The organism is Herbiconiux moechotypicola, assembly GCF_024979255.1.
Taxonomy (GTDB): domain Bacteria; phylum Actinomycetota; class Actinomycetes; order Actinomycetales; family Microbacteriaceae; genus Herbiconiux; species Herbiconiux moechotypicola.
Genome location: NZ_JANLCN010000005.1, coordinates 333,849 through 349,497, shown reverse-complemented (window position 1 = coordinate 349,497; position 15,649 = coordinate 333,849). Strand labels below are relative to the sequence as shown.

Sequence of the window (15,649 nt, the reverse complement as noted above, 5' to 3'; positions counted from 1 at the left end):
CGCGCTGCGGTCGTCCTCAACGCCGTCATCGCCTGGACTCGAACTTTGTCAGACACGCGCTAGCTCCCCAATAAGGTCTAGGTAGCGCCCGTCTTCAGCATTCCGCAGCAGTGACTTCCTCAGGAGCGCCACAAGCTGGGCGCGCCCGATCGCAAGATCTTCAGGGCTCGCATGGGCAGCAGCTGAGAAAAACGCAGTCCTCACGAGATTGCTGCCCGCCGTGAAGCCTGCTGCCACCTCCCTGGCCAACTGATTGGACTCAACCACATTCATGTGCTTGTCGTAGACAAAAGCGGGATGAGAAGTCAGGGACTCCACGAGCGATTTCAGCTCACTTCGTCGGCTCTCATCGTGCTGAAAGGTGCTCACTGTGCAGACGCTACGGTCACGCGCGAGAGGCGGCGTGCTCCTCACAGGACCACCCAACGCGGCAGGTGCTGGCTACTGTCGTAACGAGGCTGGCGGCAATGCTGGTCATAAGCGAGCTGAGCGGTGCCTGCGACGAACAACGGCGCTCTGCTTCTGGATCTGGTCATCGGGCGGAGAGTTGGCCGTCGGTGAATCCGACGTCGATGTGGAGGTGGTTGCAGGTGTCGTCGAATTGGGTGAAGTGGCTGGTGCTGATCGTGATTCCGGCTTCGGCACGACAGGCGACTTGGCCGACGCGGGCACCTGCGGGCATGACGGGGTCGAGGGCGGTGATGAGTCGGATGGAGTTTCCGTCGGCGCCGGTGACGCCTTGTCCGTTGAGGCGGTAGAAGTCGACGGCGAGCCCACCGCCGTTGAAGTAGTGGGAGGAGGCGGTGCCAGCGCCTTCGATCTGGCCGGTGCATTTCCTGTTGATGTCGGACACCCCGACTTGGTCGAAGACCTGCAGGGCGAGGACAAGCACCTGGAGGATGCGGACATCGACGCCGCAGTCGGGCACGGCCTGGCCTTGGGCGATCCACCGGATCTCAATGACAGTAACTATTAGCAGTCGTTTTGACAACCTCGAATGCGATAGTCTGTCGAAATGACAGACACTTCGCCGATGTCTTCGCTTGGAGAACGGATCAGGGCGCTTCGGCGAGAGCGTGGCTTTCGGACTCAGAGGGATCTCGCTGAAGCCATCCCGGGCGGCAACGTCTCATTGGCAACGATCGAGAACATCGAATCCGGCCGAAAGACGAACGTTGATGTCAGCCAGCTGCTCAATATCGCGAGGGCATTGCGGGTGCCCCCGATCTATCTACTAGCCCCCATCCGCACTCCAAGCGCGGAAATTGATCTGCCTAACCTCAGCGAGTCCTTCGAAGGCATGACCGCGGTCGAGTTTGATGCCTGGCTGAGTGGAATCGAAGCCGGCGCTTACCACTCTCTGTCGATCGAGGAACGCAACGCAACCGCCGAACTACAGGCGCTTCGTACCTTGCATGCACTGCGCTCCGAGATCACGAGGTATGAAGCAATGCTCGAACTGCAAGGTGATGATGATGAACGATTCGCGCGTTCTACTCATGCACGACTTGAGGAGGCTCGACGCGAGGCCAAGCGGATAGAGACCCTGCTTGGATCCGCCCAATGGACACTTGGGACGTGAGTCGAGCACAACGCGGAAGTTTGTTCGGATGGGAAGGTGAGTGATGGTTCGCCCGCGGATACCAATTGGCAGTAGCGGCGTATTTTCATACGCACAGGTTCGTCCGGGCCTGTGGCGTGCACGAACGCGATACCGATTCGAAGATGGGCAGCTGCGACAGATCGAGCGATTCGCGCCATCGAGGCCCAAGGCCATGACGGCCCTCAAGCTTGCACTGGTATCCGCGCAAGTCGCCACGACAACCTCTGTGAGCCGCGAGACGAGACTCAGCGAACTGGCAGACCGATTCCTTGCATCGAAGGCGAATCGAGCACCACGCACGATCGACACTTATCGTCAGACCATCGCGCACCACATCAAGCCGAAAATTGGGTCTCTGTCGGTCACCGATGCGACCACCGAGCGCCTCGACCAGTTCGTTCGATCGGTGTCTGTGAAGAACGGCCCGGGTGCAGCCAAGGCTTGCCGAGCAGTGCTTTCGGGCATGATGGGTATGGCCGCTCGGGCCGATGCAGTTCGGGTGAATCCAGTTCGCGAGATCGGGAACATCGAGCGTCACCGAAAGGGTGCCGAAGCGATTCCCATTGACGATCTTGCTGGCTTGCTCTCCGCGGTACGTGGCGACCAGCGTCTCGCGGAACTCGACGAGATCGACGTCATTGAGTTTCTCGCTGCGACCGGATGCCGACTAGGTGAGGTGCTCGCCGTAAAATGGTCGGCGATCGACTTCAGCGCAGGAACTGTAACGATCAGCGCCAACGTCGTCAGAGCGAATGGGCACGGCGTCCTGATTCAGGATCACGTTAAGACACGAGCGGGGATGCGAACCATCAGCATCCCAGAGTCGCTCGTCGACCGTCTTCGAGACCGGCGAGTCAATTTCAAGATCCATAACGAATTCGACTTGGTGTTCCCCACGATCCGAGGAAACATTCGCGACCCTCGGAACACATCAAGAGACTGGAGGGATGCCCGCGAACGACTTGGGTATCCGACGGTCACAACACACAGCTTCCGGAAGACGGTCGCAACTGCACTCGATAGCGCGGGCCTCTCCGCCCGCGAGATCGCTGAGTACCTCGGGCACGCCAATCCGTCCCTGACACAGGACGTTTATATGGCGAAGAACACAGGCGGAGTTCGTGCAGCGCGCGCCTTGGAATCGATCGTCAAGTGATTTCAAAGTGCGGGGTTAATGCGGGGTACGGCGAAATTGCCCCACGCAAAAACCCCCGAGATGGCGAGATCTCGGGGGTTTTCGTAGCGGGAGCGGGACTTGAACCCGCGACCCCACGATTATGAGCCGTGTGCTCTAACCAACTGAGCTATCCCGCCACGTGCCCCTGCTAGGGGCGCAGGCTCCGGGTGGAGCAGAGCTCCTCCGGAGTCGGAGCCCCCTGTGGGAATCGGACCCACTACCTCTTCCTTACCAAGGAAGTGCTCTACCAATGAGCTAAGGGGGCGCGTTCGGCCGCTGGGCGGCTTTTGGCACCAGTCGAGGATAGCACCCTCCGGGGGCGAGATTCGCCACCCCTGTGTTCGTTAGAGTTCTCGTCATGACTATCGAGACCCAGCCCGCCGAGACGCTCGTCGCCACCGGCGGCGAGTGGTGGCGTTCCGCCGTCATCTACCAGATCTACCCGCGCTCCTTCTCCGACTCGAACGGCGACGGCATCGGCGACCTGCCGGGCATCACCGCTCGCCTCGAGTCGCTGTCCGAACTCGGCGTCGACGCCATCTGGCTGTCGCCCTTCATGACGAGCCCGCAGCATGACGCCGGCTACGACGTGGCCGACTACTGCGACGTCGATCCGCTGTTCGGCACCCTCGCCGACTTCGACGCGATGCTCGACAAGTCCCACGCCCTCGGCATCCGCGTGATCGTCGACCTGGTTCCGAACCACACCAGCTGGGACCACGTCTGGTTCAAGGAGGCCCTCGCCGCCGCCCCCGGCAGCCCCGAGCGCGCCCGCTACATCTTCCGCGACGGCAAGGGCCCGAACGGTGACGAGGCGCCCAACAACTGGGAGTCGGTGTTCGGCGGCCCCGCCTGGGAGCGCGTCACGAACCCCGACGGCACCCCCGGCCAGTGGTACCTGCACCTTTTCGACCGCAGCCAGCCCGATCTCGATTGGGAGAACCCGTGGGTGCGCGAGCAGTTCATCGGCGTGCTGCGCTTCTGGCTCGACCGTGGCGTCGACGGGTTCCGCGTGGATGTGGCCCACGGCCTCATCAAGGAGGCCGGGCTACCCGACTACACGCCTCCGGAGGGCTCCGGCAGCATGGGCGGCGGCGTGGTGGGCCTCGAGCCCGAGATCGACGCCGACGCGAGCGCCGACCCGCCCACTCCTCCCTACTGGGCGCAGGACGGCGTGCACGAGATCTACCGCAGCTGGCACGAGGTGCTCGAGCAGTACGAGGGCGACCGCGTGCTCTGCGCCGAGGCCTGGGTGGAGCCGCTCACGAAGCTCGCCCGCTGGGTGCGCCCCGACGAGATGCAGCAGGCCTTCAACTTCACCTACCTCTCGGCGGGCTGGCACGCCGGCGAGCTGCGCACCGTGATCGACACCTCGATCGCCGCGTTCGCGACGGTCGGTGCGCCCTCCACCTGGGTGCTCTCCAACCACGACGTGGTGCGGCACGCCTCGCGCCTGGCGCTCACGGCCGAGAACCTGCAGGGCGACGGCATCGGCCCGAAGTCGCCCGGACTGCCCGACCCGGTGGTGGGGCTGCGGCGCGCCCGCGCGGCGACCGCCGTCATGCTCGCCCTTCCCGGCGGCGCCTACATCTACCAGGGCGAGGAGCTCGGCCTGCCCGAGGCCATCGACCTGCCCGACTCCGCCCGGCAAGACCCGACCTGGTTCCGCACCAACGGCGAGCGCTACGGGCGTGACGGCTGCCGCGTGCCCATCCCGTGGGAGCCCGGCGTGAGCACCTACGGGTTCGGCCCCGTCGGCTCGACCGCCTCGTGGCTGCCGCAGCCCGCCGATTGGGACGGCTACGCCCGCGCCTCGCAGGAGGGCGACGCCGACTCGACGCTCGAGCTCTACAAGCGCGCGCTCGCCCTGCGCGCCGGCCACTCGCTCGGCACCGGCGAGCTCGAGTGGCTGCCGGGATACGGCGACGACGTCATCGCGTTCCGCACCAACGGCGTCACCGTCATCGCGAACCTCGGTTCGACCCCCGTGGAACTGCCGGCCGAAGGCCCGGGCGAGGTGTTGCTCACCTCGGCGCCCCTGCACGAGGCCGCCCTCCCCGCCGACACCGCCATCTGGCTGGCGTGACGGCTGCGGGATGCGCGCGGTGCGCATCCCGCAGCCCCACCGCTGCCGTGTGAGCGGGTGTCAGACCGCGTTCGCCTGGAGCCAGGCGTAGGGGTCGACGGGGGTGCCGTCGAGGTGGATCTCGAGGTGCAGGTGCGCACCCGTCGAGGTTCCCGTGTTGCCGACCCGGCCGAGGGTCTGGGCGACCTTCACGACCTGACCGACCTCGACCTCGATCGAGCCCGTGAGCATGTGGCCGTAGACGCTCGTGACCGGCTGCCCGTTCACCACGTGGTCGACCGTCACGTAGACGCCGAGTCCGCCGTTGTCGGAGCGCTGCACGAGGCTCACGACGCCGTCGGCGACCGCCTGGATGGGCGTGCCCTGACCCGGGGTGAAGTCGACCCCCTTGTGGTCGGTGCTGCCGATGCCGCCGGGCGACTCGCGGGCGCCGAAGTAGTCGCTGATCGGCACACCCACCGGGAAGGGCCACTGGATGGCCCCGTTCGGGTTGTTGGTGAAGGTGTCGGCGATGCGGTAGCCGGCGGCGCGCAGTGCGGCCACGTCGCGCACGCCGTAGCCGTCGCGCACGACGCTCGAGGTCGCGGAGTCGGCGCTTGTGGTGAGCTCCTGGCCGGTGCCGGGGGCGTCGACGGTGGTGACCTCGGAGGCGAGGCTCACGCTCGAGGCGGCGCTCGCCGCGTGGAACGCCGTCGCCGGCATGGTGGTGGCGACCGCGATACCGGTGGCGAAGAGCATGGCCACGACGCTGAACGCGCCCTTGGCGATGTCGCCGCGGCGCGAACGGCGCCCCGACGAGGCGCTGCGGGTCGGCGCGTCGGCCGAGGCGGCGGGGTCACTGGTGCGGGTCGCGGCGGCGCGGGCGGATGCGCGAGTCGCGGCGCGAGTGGTGGCGGGCGCGGAGCTGTGAGCCGCGGACGACGTCGGCTCGGCAACGTCGACCATCGGATCGAGCGCGGCGCGGAGGGTGCGCCGGGAGACCGGCTTCTCGGGGGCGGTGGGGGGCACCGGTACGGAGGTGATCGCGACCGAGGCGATCTCGACCGGGGTCATCGCGACCGGGGACGTGCTTTCGGAGCGCGCCACACGCCCCGCCGACTCACGGGGCGTGTCGTCGTTGCCGGCAGCCGCACCGCGCCGCGGAGAACGCTGCGCGTGCGGGCGCGGTGCCACGACCGAGCTCGCGGCCACGACGGTGGCGGGGCGGCTCGGCGCAGACGCCTCCACGGCAGCGGCGGTCGCGCCCTCCACCACGGCAGACCTGCGCCCAGGACGCTTTGCGGGCGCCTCGGCCACCACGACGGTCTCCGGCTCGGCCGCACCCGCCCGGCGGCCGCTCCGCACCGGCTCGGGCGCGCCGGCACGCCTCCCCCGCTGAACGGGAGCGGGCTTGCCCTCGGCGATCGGGGCGCCCTCCGCGACAGGGGCTTCGGCGGATTCAGCGACCCCTGCACGACGACCGCGCTTCGGCGGCATGACCGCCTCAGGCGGCGTGACCGGCGCATCCGCGGCTGCACCCGCATCCGCACCCCGCACATCCGGGCTCGCCTGCGAGGTCACGCGCAGGCTGCGCCGGGAAGGCAGTGTGGAGGGATCGTGGTGCGTCGTCGAACCAGCGACCTCGCGGGGGGATGACTCGTCATCCGGGCGTGGGGTCGTTCGTGCCAAGTGTTCGGGTGTCTCCGTGCGTCGGGTTGACTCGGGGTAAGCGAGTCGGCGGCTCCGTCAAGGGTACCGACGGCCTCATCCAAAAGCCACCCGACGCAACAATCCTGCGCGAGCGCGGAGTGTCGCGAGAGATCAGAGCGGGAGGCCCGCCTCGCGGTGGAGGGCCCACACGAGCGGTGCGAGCTCGGCCGCGAGCGACGGATGCGCGGCGAAGGTGAGCGTAAGCCCCTCCGCGCCGCCGTCGAGACCGCCGACCTGCGCGCCCGCCTCCCTGGCGATGAGGGCGCCGGCCGCGTGGTCCCACGGGTTGAGGCCCCGCTCGGCGTAGGCGTCGAGCCGGCCCGCGGCGACGGAGCACAGGTCGAGCGCCGCAGAGCCCGCCCGCCGGATGTCGCGGACCTTCTCCACCAGACCGGTGACGAACCGGCCCTGCTTCACGCGCAGCTCGGCGCTGTAGGCGAAGCCGGTGCCGACCAGGGCCGAGGCCAGCGGCACGTCTGCATTCACGGCCAGCTTGCGCTCGCCGAGGAACGCGCCGCCGCCGAGGCTCGCCGTGAACACCTCGCCGAGCACGGGGTTGACCACGACGCCGGCGAGCGTGGTCCAGCGCTCGGGGTCGGGGTCGCCCTGCACGGCGGCGATGCTGACCGCATAAGCGGGGATGTTGTAGAGGTAGTTGACCGTGCCGTCGATGGGGTCGACAACCCAGGTGATGCCGGTGCTGCTCGGCGTTATGCCCGCGGACTCCTCGCCGAGGAAGCCGTCGCCGTGCCGCAACTCGGCCAGGCGGGCGCGGATGAAGTCCTCCGACTCGCGGTCGGCGAAGGTCACGACGTCTTCGGGCGAGGACTTCGACGCCGCGACGGTCACGCCCTCGGCGCGACGGCGGGCGATGAGCTCACCGGCTTCGACGGCGATCGTGCGGGCGATGGCGAGCAGGTCGGCCGGGGCGTCGGTCATGAGCGGGGATCCGTTCTCTGGTGGCGGGTGAGGTGTCTGGGTTCAGGACATAGGCGACAGGTGATAGGCGTCACCTGAGTCGGGTCATAGGCGACAGTGGTGCATGTCGTCGAAGCACAAAGTCGTGGTGTTGAAGATCGTAGCCGGGGAACTCTCCGTGACCGCGGCAGCAGCCGAGCACGGGATCAGCCGCCAATACCTCCACAAACTCCTCGCCCGCTACCGCGACGAGGGCCTCGACGCACTCGACCCCCGCTCCAGAGCCCCACACACCAGCCCCCACAAGGTCACCGACCGGATCCGCGACCGCATCGTGCACCTACGCCGCACCCTGACCGCCGCGGGCGCGGATGCCGGACCAGTCACCATCGCCTGGCACCTCCGTGACGAGGGACTCACCCCACCATCGACATCCACGATCCGCCGCATCCTCCACCACGCCGGGCTGATCACCCCCGAACCCCGGAAACGACCCCGGAGCTCCTACGTCCGGTTCGAAGCCGCTCAACCCAACGAGACCTGGCAGTCCGACTTCACCCACTGGCGACTCGCAGACGGCTCCGACGTCGAGATCCTGAACTGGCTCGACGATCACTCCCGATTCCTGTTGTCCTGCACCGCCCACCAACCGGTGACCGGCCGCCACGTCGTCACCACCTTCCTCGCCTGCATCGACACGTTCGGGGCGCCCGCGTCGACACTCACCGATAACGGCCGCGTCTATACCGCCCGCCACTCAGGCGCCCGGAACGAATTCGAATACGTCCTCGCCGCACGAGGCATCCACCAGAAGAACGGCGCCCCCAACCACCCCCAGACCCAAGGAAAAATCGAACGATTCCACCAAACCCTGAAACAGTGGCTCAACGCCCACCCCCGAGCAGAAACCCTCACCGAGCTGCAACACCAACTCGACACATTCCACGACTACTACAACACCCGCCGACCACACCGCGCCCGAGGAACCACACCCGCCACCGCCTACACCAAAACACCCAAAGCATCACCCGCCGGCACCGAACCCGACACCACCCACTACCGCATCCGCTACGACCACGTCGGCACCAACGGCAAGATCAGCTTCCGCCGCGCCGGCCGCATGCACCACCTCGGCGTCGGCGCCGCCCACCACGGCGCACCCGTCCTCCTGATCGCCGACAACACCACCATCACCGTCATCCACCAACACACCGGCGAGATCATCGCCACCAACCAGATCGACCCCCACAAGACCTACTGGCGCAACACACAAAAAGAGCCCGGCCGATGGCCGGGCTCCTTCTCCTGAAGTCGCCTATCACGCGACTCACATGTCGCCTATGACGCGACTCAAGACACTGGTGGCGGGTGAGGGATTCGAACCCCCGAATGCGAAGCAGTCTGATTTACAGTCAGATCCCTTTGGCCACTTGGGTAACCCGCCGAGGCGCACCCGACCACGTTCGACAACACAACCGAAGGCGCTGGACAAGGATACCCGCGCGAGCCCGCTCCGCGAAATCGCCTCGTCAGCCCGCCGCGGGCGTGGGATCGGCCGAGGCGGCGGCGGACTCCTCGGCGTAGCGGTTCGCATACTCGAGCACCTCGTCGAGGTAGGCGGGCGATTCGTTGTAGGCCGCGATCGCGGCCCGCCAGCCGGCCTCCGTGCCGAGTCCGCCGTCGTCGCGACCCGAGTAGCAGAGGTACTCGGCCGCCGACAGCGAGGCGTCGTCGATGTTGTGGATGTCGGGCACACCGTCGCCGTTGCCCTCCGTCGCCCACGCGGCCCAGGTGGCGGGCACGAACTGCATCGGACCCACGGCGCGGTCCCACTCGGTGTCGCCGTCGACGGCTCCCCCGTCGGTGTCGGCGATCTCCTGGAAGCCCTGGCCGTCGAGCGCCACCCCTATGATGAGGTCGCTGGTCCGGCCGTCGGGCTGGATGCTGCCGCCGAAGATCGTGCCGTGGTGCGACTCCACCCAGCCGATGCCGGCGAGCGTGTTCCAGCCCACGCGGCAGTCCGGCTGCTGCTCGGCGAGCACCAGGGCAGCCCCCGCGTAGCCCTGCAGCGCGCGGCGCGGGATGCCGGTGGCCTCGGCGGTGCGGTCGAGCCAGCCGGGGTCGGCGAGCGCCGCCAGGGGTGCGCTGCCCCCAGGTTCGTCGCCGTCGAAGGCGCCTTCCGCGACTCCGGATGCGCGGGGCGCCTCTGCGAAGACCGCGAACGTGGCGTCGGGCCCGCCGTCTTCACCACCCGGCCCCGTGCATCCGCTCAGCCCTGCCGCCAGAGCGACGACACCCGCCCCCGCGGCGAGCGCCGCACCCCGCCGGTGCCGCTTCCCGGCCATCGCTCCCATGCCCCCAGCCAACCACGCGCCCCTGACAGCCCGCCCGGCGGTGCCTCCCGCCGACCGTCAGAGCGTCTCGATCGCCATCCCCCCTGCGGCGGCGCGTAATCGGTCGTCATGCGTCCAGAACGCGTCGCACACGTGGTGCTGCGCGGTGGCGAGATGGATCGCGTCGAGGGTCGACAGCCGGTGATGCGCTCGCAGGCGGGTCGCTTGTTCGAAGGCCTCCGCCGGAATGTCGAGCATGTGGAGCCCTTCGATCAGCCGCTCGTAACGGCGCACGAGCAGGTCGTCGCCACGGCGGAGCGGCAGGATCTTGCACTCGAGCTCCACGAGCGGACTCACGGCCACGTCTGCCGACCACTCCGCGAAGCGGCGTCGCACCGCATCGCCCGTGGGCGTGAAGTTCTCGACGAGGTAGACGAGCGTGTTCGTGTCGGCGTAGATCACCGCTCCTCCTCGCGGAGGTCACGGAGATCGCGCAGCATGGCGTCGAATTCTTCGGGCGTCTTGCGCAGATGGGGCGGGATGGGATGGGCCTCGAGCCACTCGAGCGCCTCCTTCGCTGTCCACTTCTTCTCGGGTTCAGGAATGGGGCCGAGCCGCGCGATGGGCTTGCCCCGCCGCGTGATCTCGATGGTCTCGCCGGCCTCGGCCCGGGCGAGCAGCTTCGACAGGTGGTTGCGCGTGTACAGCACGTCGTATCTCTCCATAGCGTTTCTCCCCCGCGATCTAGCCAGCATGATAGCCATCATGAGCCCGCCTCACCAGTGGGTGAACGGGTACTGTGGAGGGATGGCAGATTCATCGTTTGACGTGGTCAGCAAGGTCGACAAGATGGAGGCCGACAACGCCCTCAACCAGGCCCAGAAAGAGGTCGCGCAGCGCTACGACTTCAAGAACGTCGGCGCCTCCATCGAGTGGAGCGGCGAGAAGGTCCTCATGAAGGCCTCCTCCGAGGAGCGCGTGAAGGCCATCCTCGAGGTGTTCGAGTCGAAGCTCATCAAGCGCGGCATCTCACTGCGGTCGCTGGATGCGGGCGAGCCGTTCCCGAGCGGCAAGGAGTTCCGCATCGAGGCGTCGATGAAGAACGGCATCGCGCAGGACGACGCGAAGAAGATCAACAAGCTCATCCGCGACGAGGCGCCCAAGAGCGTGAAGTCGCAGATCCAGGGCGACGAGCTGCGGGTGTCGTCGAAGAGCCGCGACGACCTGCAGTCCACCATGGCGCTGCTCAAGGGCGCCGACCTCGACGTGGCACTGCAGTTCATCAACTTCCGGTGAGCGACGCCCCCGAAGGCCGCCCGGGCGCGGAGGTGCCCGACCGCCGCGGCCGCACGGGCCTCCACCGCACCGGCCTCGACCTTGCCGGCAACCCCCGGGTGCTCATCACCGAGGTGCAGCTGCTGTCGTCGAGCTGGTACGTCAACCGGCGCACCGTGTTCGAGTTCCAGCACAGCGACGGCCACTGGTCGACCGAGGAGCGCGAGACCCACGACCGCGGCAACGGCGCCACCGTGCTGCTCTACGACCCGGCCCGGCGCACCGTGCTGCTCATCCGCCAGTTCCGCTACCCCGCCTACGTCAACGAGCATCCCGACGGCATGCTGCTCGAGGTGCCGGGCGGCCTGCTCGACGACGACGCCCCCGAGGCCGCCATCCGTCGCGAGGCCCACGAGGAGACCGGGTACGAGGTGGGTGAGGTGCAGCACCTCTTCGACGCCTACATGAGCCCCGGATCGGTCACCGAGAAGCTCTACTTCTATGCCGCGCCCTACGACGGAGGCACCGGCGTCTCCGCGCGCGCCGGTCTCGCTCACGAGGGTGAGGACACCGAGGTGGTGGAGCTCGGCATCGACGACGCGATCGCCCGCATCGGCGACGACATCATCGACGCGAAGACCATCATGCTGCTGCAGTGGGCGGTGCTGCGGGGCCCGTTCGCGCGATAGTCCACGGTGCTCGGGCCCCTCGCCGCACAGCCGCTCGCCGCTCAGCGGGCCGGCGGATACGGGAAGAGCACCGCCGGGTCGTACTGGCGACGGATGCGCGCCAGACGCTCGAACACCTCCGCTGGCCAGGCGGCTTCGAACGAGCCGGGCACGGAGAGGTCGCCTGCGAAGTTGATGGTGGTGGACGGCGAGACCCAGGGGGCCAGACGGGCGGTGATGCCGTCGGCCACGTGCGGGAGCACCGTGGTGAACAGCGAGGGGTCGGGGGCACCGATCATCACCAGGGTGAAGGCGCCGTCGCGCCCGCCGACGGCGCTGCCCTCGGGCACATCGCGGGAGGTGGCGCCGCCCAGGTGGCGGAGCTCCGCCGCCACGAACGGCACCTCGCGGTCGGCACCGAACACGTCGAGGAACGTGTCGACGAACGCGGAGTCGATCGACGAAAGCAGCATCCCTCGATCCCAGATGGGGCCGGGGCCGGTCGGGTCGCTGTGCACCAGGGCGATGTCGGCGGCCGGCATCACGCCGACCCGGCCGAGCAACGCGGGCGCAGCGGCGCGCAGAGGCGCGAACACCCGTTCGCCCTCCTCCGGGTCGCCGACGTAGGCGAAGCGCAGCGACACGACCGTCTTGCCGCGCAGGGGCTCGGGGATGAACTCGAACGGCGGAAACCGCAGCACGGCCACCGAGCTCGTGGCCTCCTCCGGCGCATCCGTCGTGAATGCCGCCCAGGCGCGCAGCACCGACTCGATGTGCTCGGCGTCGAAGAACAGCGAGCCCCCGAAGAAGGTCTCGAGCGGCACGAGCTCGAGCTCGACGGAGGTCACCACGCCGAACCCCGCCTTGCCCCCGCGCAGCGCCCAGAACAGCTCGGGATGCGATGACGCGCTCGCGGTCACGGCCTCGCCCGAGGCGGTCACCACCCGCAGCGAACGCACGAAGTCGGACGAGAACCCGAAGGTGCGCGCGAGCGGGCCCAGCCCACCGCCGGTGAGGTAGCCCACCACGCCCACGCTGTCGCTGGACCCCGTGATGGGCGCCAGGCCGTGCTCGGCAGCAGCCGCCACCACGGGCTTCCAGCGGAGGCCGGCGCCGACCCGGGCGACGCGGGCCGCCGGATCGAGCTCGAGGGTGTCGAGCCGCCGCGTCGTGACGAGCAGTCCGTCGGTCACCGGCGCGAAGGAGCCGTGGCCGGTGGCGAGCACCCGCACCGGCAGCCCGGCCGCGGCTGCGAAGCGCACCGCGGCCTCGACGTCGGCCTCGGAGGCGGCACCGACCGCGATCTCGGGGTCGTGGGCCACGGCGGTGTTGTGCGCCGCCACCTCGGCGACCAGTCCGGCGTCGCCGCGCACGAAGACGGGGCCCTCGACCGCGGCGGCGAGGGAGCGGAGGGTGTCATCGGAGAAGGTCATGCCTGGAACAGTAGCGAGGGCCTCCGACGGCCGGAAGAGAGCGGCGCGGCCGTCAATCTTCGCGCAATCCCGCCGTGCCGCGGGCGGCGAGCACGGCCGCCATCGTCGCGACCGCCTCGCCAAAGCGCGAGGGGTCGGGGCCCGAGTAGTTGAGGCGCACGTGCGGGGCGGGCGGCTCCGCCGGGAACCACTCCGCGCCGGGCGACACCATCACGCCGGCCCGGGCGCACGCGGCGGTGTACTCCTCCGCATCCGTCGCCGCGGGCAGCCGCAGCCACAGGTTCAAGCCACCGCGTGGCAGCGCCGTGAGGGTGCCGGGCGGCAGCAGCTCGTCGACGAACCCGGCCAGCGCGTCGCGTCGCGCGCGTAACTGCTCCTGCATGCGCCGCAGGTGCACCGTCCAGGCCGGCGCCGACACCACGTCGAGCGCGGCCGCCTGCAGCACCCCGCTCACGTAGAGGCCCTCCAGCACCCGATCGGTCGCGATGCGCTCCCGCGCGGGCCCTCGCGCAATCACGCCGGCGATGCGCACGGCCGGCGACACGCTCTTGGTGAGCGATCGCACCGAGACCACGTGGCCGTCCACGTCGCGGGCGACGACCGGATGCACGGGGGCGTCTAGCGCGAAGTCGTGCGCCCAGTCGTCCTCCACCAGGAAGGCCCCGTGGAGCCTCACCACCTCGAGCAATTCGGCGGCCACGGCCGGCGACCAGCTCGTGCCCGTGGGGTTGGCGAAGTGCGGCATGGCGTAGAACAGGCGCGCCCGCGAGCGCTCGAGGGCCTCGGAGAGCACGAGCGGGTCGACCGCACCGTCGACGCGGGGCACCGGCACCACGACGAGCCCCGCCTGGCGGGCGGCGGCGATCGCACCCCAGTAGCCGGGAGACTCCATCACGACGGCCTCGCCGGGCCAGGCCAGCGCGCGGAACACCGACGACAGGGCGCTCTGGCCACCCGGCATGATCGTGACGTCGGCGGCGGTGGGGGCGACTCCGCCGGCCGGGGCGAGACCCGCCGCCTCCTCGGCGAACCACGATCGCAGCTCGGGCAGCCCGGCGGCGGGCGGGCGATCGAGGGCGGCCCGGGTGCGGGCGGCCCTCGCGAGCGCCGACTGCACCTGGCGCACGGGCAGCAGGTCGTCGACGGGATAGCCGCTGTGCAACGCGATGGCGTCGGCCGGGGGCGTCTGCAGGGTCGATCCCACCTCGCCGCCGCCCGGCCGGCGAGGGCCGAGGGCCGCGGTCTGCCAGCCGTAGTCGACGCGTGGGGCCGGGCGGGCGGGGCGCACGAAGGTGCCCGCCCCGGGTCGTGACTCCACCAGGCCCTCGCGCACGAGCATCCGGAGCGCCTGCTGCACGGTGACGGGGCTCGCCGAGAAGCGTTCGACGAGGGCGCGCGTGGGCGCGAGGCGTGCTCCGCCACGCAGACCGGCGATGTCGGCGCGCAGGGCTTCCACGATGCGATGAGCCGAACTGCTACTATCGGTCATGAGAGACAACGATAGCGCTACTGCGATCTCCGTGCCTGCGCTACCCGGTTCGCAGCTTGGCGAGAGAGCAGCGTCGCCACGCAGACTCGACGGAGCTCTCTGGGGCTTTCTCGGGGTGCTGGCCTTCTCGTTCACCCTCCCCTTCACGCGTATCGCGGTCACCGGCATCGACCCGCTCGTGGTCGGCGCGGGCCGTGCCGTGGTCGCCGCCGCGCTGGGCGCCGTCGTTCTCGCGGTGACGCGCAGCCGCATCCCGTCACGGCGCCTCTGGCTGCGACTGCTCGTGGTGGCGGCCGGTGTGGTGGTCGGGTTCCCGTTCCTCACCTCGTTCGCGCTGCAGACCGCGCCAGCCTCGCACGGAGCCGTGGTCATCGGCCTGCTCCCCGCGGCCACCGCCGTCGTGGCGGTGCTGCGCGGGCGCGAGCGGCCGGGCCTGCTGTTCTGGGTGGCCTCGGCGGCGGGCGCCGCCGCGGTGATCGGCTTCACCGTCGTGACCTCGGGAGGGTTCGGCGGCGTGCACCTCTCCGACCTGCTGCTGCTCGGCGCCGTGGTCGCCGCCGCGGTCGGCTACGCGGAGGGCGCGCTGCTCGCTCGCGAGATCGGCTCCTGGCAGGTGATCTGCTGGGCGCTCGTGGCGGCCTCGCCGCTCATGCTGGCGCTCACCGCGGTGGGAGTCGCCGCGCATCCGCCGACCGCCGGGGTGGACGGCTGGCTCGCGTTCGCCTATCTCGCCGGCGTGAGCATGTTCCTCGGCTTCTTCGCCTGGTACCGGGGCCTCGCCATCGGGCCGATCGCCTCGATCAGCCAGATCCAGCTCGTGCAGCCCGTGCTGAGCATCCTGTGGGCCGCCCTGCTGCTCGGCGAGCAGCTCACCCCAGCCACCCTCGTGGGCGCCCTCGCCGTCGTCGCCTGCGCCACCCTCGCCGTGCGCGCCCGCGTGCGCCGCTGACCCTGCCCCCGTCTCGCACGAGTGGGCGC

Annotated in this window: 16 protein-coding genes and 3 tRNA genes; 7 read left to right on the top strand and 12 right to left on the bottom strand. The window is 69.4% G+C overall.

The window, feature by feature from the left end:
• Positions 1-48: 48 nt before the first annotated feature.
• A complete protein-coding gene (locus N1031_RS10660; RefSeq protein ID WP_259479609.1) occupies positions 49-369 on the bottom strand; it encodes an MmyB family transcriptional regulator in 321 nt (106 codons plus the stop codon).
• A gap of 163 nt (positions 370-532) precedes the next feature.
• A complete protein-coding gene (locus N1031_RS10655; protein WP_259479608.1) occupies positions 533-991 on the bottom strand; it encodes a hypothetical protein in 459 nt (152 codons plus the stop codon).
• A 24-nt stretch (positions 992-1,015) separates the two neighbouring features.
• Here N1031_RS10655 and N1031_RS10650 point away from each other — a divergent pair, with 24 nt between their 5' ends.
• Both N1031_RS10650 and N1031_RS10645 read left to right on the top strand, forming a co-directional pair.
• Positions 1,016-1,582 (top strand): helix-turn-helix domain-containing protein, encoded by a 567-nt coding sequence (locus tag N1031_RS10650; protein WP_259479607.1) that lies wholly within the window; start codon positions 1,016-1,018, stop codon positions 1,580-1,582.
• A 193-nt stretch (positions 1,583-1,775) separates the two neighbouring features.
• Positions 1,776-2,759: a site-specific integrase gene (locus N1031_RS10645; RefSeq protein WP_259479606.1), complete on the top strand. Its 984-nt coding sequence runs from the start codon at positions 1,776-1,778 to the stop codon at positions 2,757-2,759.
• 84 nt (positions 2,760-2,843) lie between these two features.
• Here the strand turns inward: N1031_RS10645 and N1031_RS10640 are convergent.
• A tRNA-Met gene (locus N1031_RS10640) sits at positions 2,844-2,917 on the bottom strand.
• 56 nt (positions 2,918-2,973) lie between these two features.
• Positions 2,974-3,045 (bottom strand) — tRNA-Thr (locus N1031_RS10635).
• 93 nt (positions 3,046-3,138) lie between these two features.
• Between N1031_RS10635 and N1031_RS10630 the strand changes: the two genes are divergently transcribed.
• On the top strand, positions 3,139-4,866 hold the full coding sequence (locus N1031_RS10630; RefSeq protein ID WP_259479605.1) for a glycoside hydrolase family 13 protein: 1,728 nt from the start codon (positions 3,139-3,141) through the stop codon (positions 4,864-4,866).
• Between the two features lie 60 nt (positions 4,867-4,926).
• Here N1031_RS10630 and N1031_RS10625 read toward each other — a convergent pair whose 3' ends face one another.
• Both N1031_RS10625 and N1031_RS10620 read right to left on the bottom strand, forming a co-directional pair.
• A complete protein-coding gene (locus N1031_RS10625) occupies positions 4,927-6,426 on the bottom strand; it encodes a peptidoglycan DD-metalloendopeptidase family protein (protein ID WP_259479604.1) in 1,500 nt (499 codons plus the stop codon).
• A 240-nt stretch (positions 6,427-6,666) separates the two neighbouring features.
• Positions 6,667-7,494 (bottom strand): inositol monophosphatase family protein, encoded by an 828-nt coding sequence (locus tag N1031_RS10620; protein ID WP_259479603.1) that lies wholly within the window; start codon positions 7,492-7,494, stop codon positions 6,667-6,669.
• Between the two features lie 103 nt (positions 7,495-7,597).
• Between N1031_RS10620 and N1031_RS10615 the strand changes: the two genes are divergently transcribed.
• The gene (locus N1031_RS10615) at positions 7,598-8,782 is read left to right on the top strand and encodes an IS481 family transposase (RefSeq protein ID WP_259479602.1); all 1,185 of its coding nucleotides are present in this window, start codon (positions 7,598-7,600) and stop codon (positions 8,780-8,782) included.
• Between the two features lie 50 nt (positions 8,783-8,832).
• Here N1031_RS10615 and N1031_RS10610 read toward each other — a convergent pair.
• The 4 genes from N1031_RS10610 to N1031_RS10595 all read right to left on the bottom strand — a co-directional run bounded on the left by N1031_RS10610 (position 8,833) and on the right by N1031_RS10595 (position 10,531).
• Positions 8,833-8,917: transfer RNA gene (locus tag N1031_RS10610), tRNA-Tyr, on the bottom strand.
• A gap of 85 nt (positions 8,918-9,002) precedes the next feature.
• Complete coding sequence (locus N1031_RS10605; RefSeq protein WP_310795681.1) at positions 9,003-9,818, bottom strand: lytic transglycosylase domain-containing protein; 816 nt, start codon at positions 9,816-9,818, stop codon at positions 9,003-9,005.
• A gap of 66 nt (positions 9,819-9,884) precedes the next feature.
• Positions 9,885-10,268 (bottom strand): type II toxin-antitoxin system VapC family toxin, encoded by a 384-nt coding sequence (locus N1031_RS10600; protein WP_259479601.1) that lies wholly within the window; start codon positions 10,266-10,268, stop codon positions 9,885-9,887.
• On the bottom strand, positions 10,265-10,531 hold the full coding sequence (locus N1031_RS10595; RefSeq protein WP_259479600.1) for a type II toxin-antitoxin system Phd/YefM family antitoxin: 267 nt from the start codon (positions 10,529-10,531) through the stop codon (positions 10,265-10,267). The genes N1031_RS10600 and N1031_RS10595 overlap by 4 nt, the downstream gene beginning before the upstream one ends.
• 82 nt (positions 10,532-10,613) lie before the next feature.
• On the opposite strand from N1031_RS10595, the gene N1031_RS10590 reads away from it, so the two are divergent.
• Together N1031_RS10590 and N1031_RS10585 are read left to right on the top strand one after the other, a co-directional pair.
• Positions 10,614-11,102 (top strand): YajQ family cyclic di-GMP-binding protein, encoded by a 489-nt coding sequence (locus N1031_RS10590; RefSeq protein WP_259479599.1) that lies wholly within the window; start codon positions 10,614-10,616, stop codon positions 11,100-11,102.
• Entirely contained in the window at positions 11,099-11,770 is a 672-nt protein-coding gene (locus tag N1031_RS10585) for an NUDIX domain-containing protein (protein ID WP_259479598.1), read from the top strand. Before N1031_RS10590 ends, N1031_RS10585 begins: the two co-directional genes overlap by 4 nt.
• A gap of 41 nt (positions 11,771-11,811) precedes the next feature.
• Here N1031_RS10585 and N1031_RS10580 read toward each other — a convergent pair whose 3' ends face one another.
• Together N1031_RS10580 and N1031_RS10575 are read right to left on the bottom strand one after the other, a co-directional pair.
• Complete coding sequence (locus tag N1031_RS10580; protein ID WP_259479597.1) at positions 11,812-13,182, bottom strand: FAD-binding oxidoreductase; 1,371 nt, start codon at positions 13,180-13,182, stop codon at positions 11,812-11,814.
• Positions 13,183-13,234: 52 nt separating this feature from the next.
• Positions 13,235-14,671: an aminotransferase-like domain-containing protein gene (locus N1031_RS10575; protein WP_259479596.1), complete on the bottom strand. Its 1,437-nt coding sequence runs from the start codon at positions 14,669-14,671 to the stop codon at positions 13,235-13,237.
• Here N1031_RS10575 and N1031_RS10570 point away from each other — a divergent pair.
• Positions 14,670-15,620: a DMT family transporter gene (locus N1031_RS10570; RefSeq protein WP_259479595.1), complete on the top strand. Its 951-nt coding sequence runs from the start codon at positions 14,670-14,672 to the stop codon at positions 15,618-15,620. The two genes, N1031_RS10575 and N1031_RS10570, sit on opposite strands and share 2 nt — an antisense overlap.
• Positions 15,621-15,649: the final 29 nt, after the last annotated feature.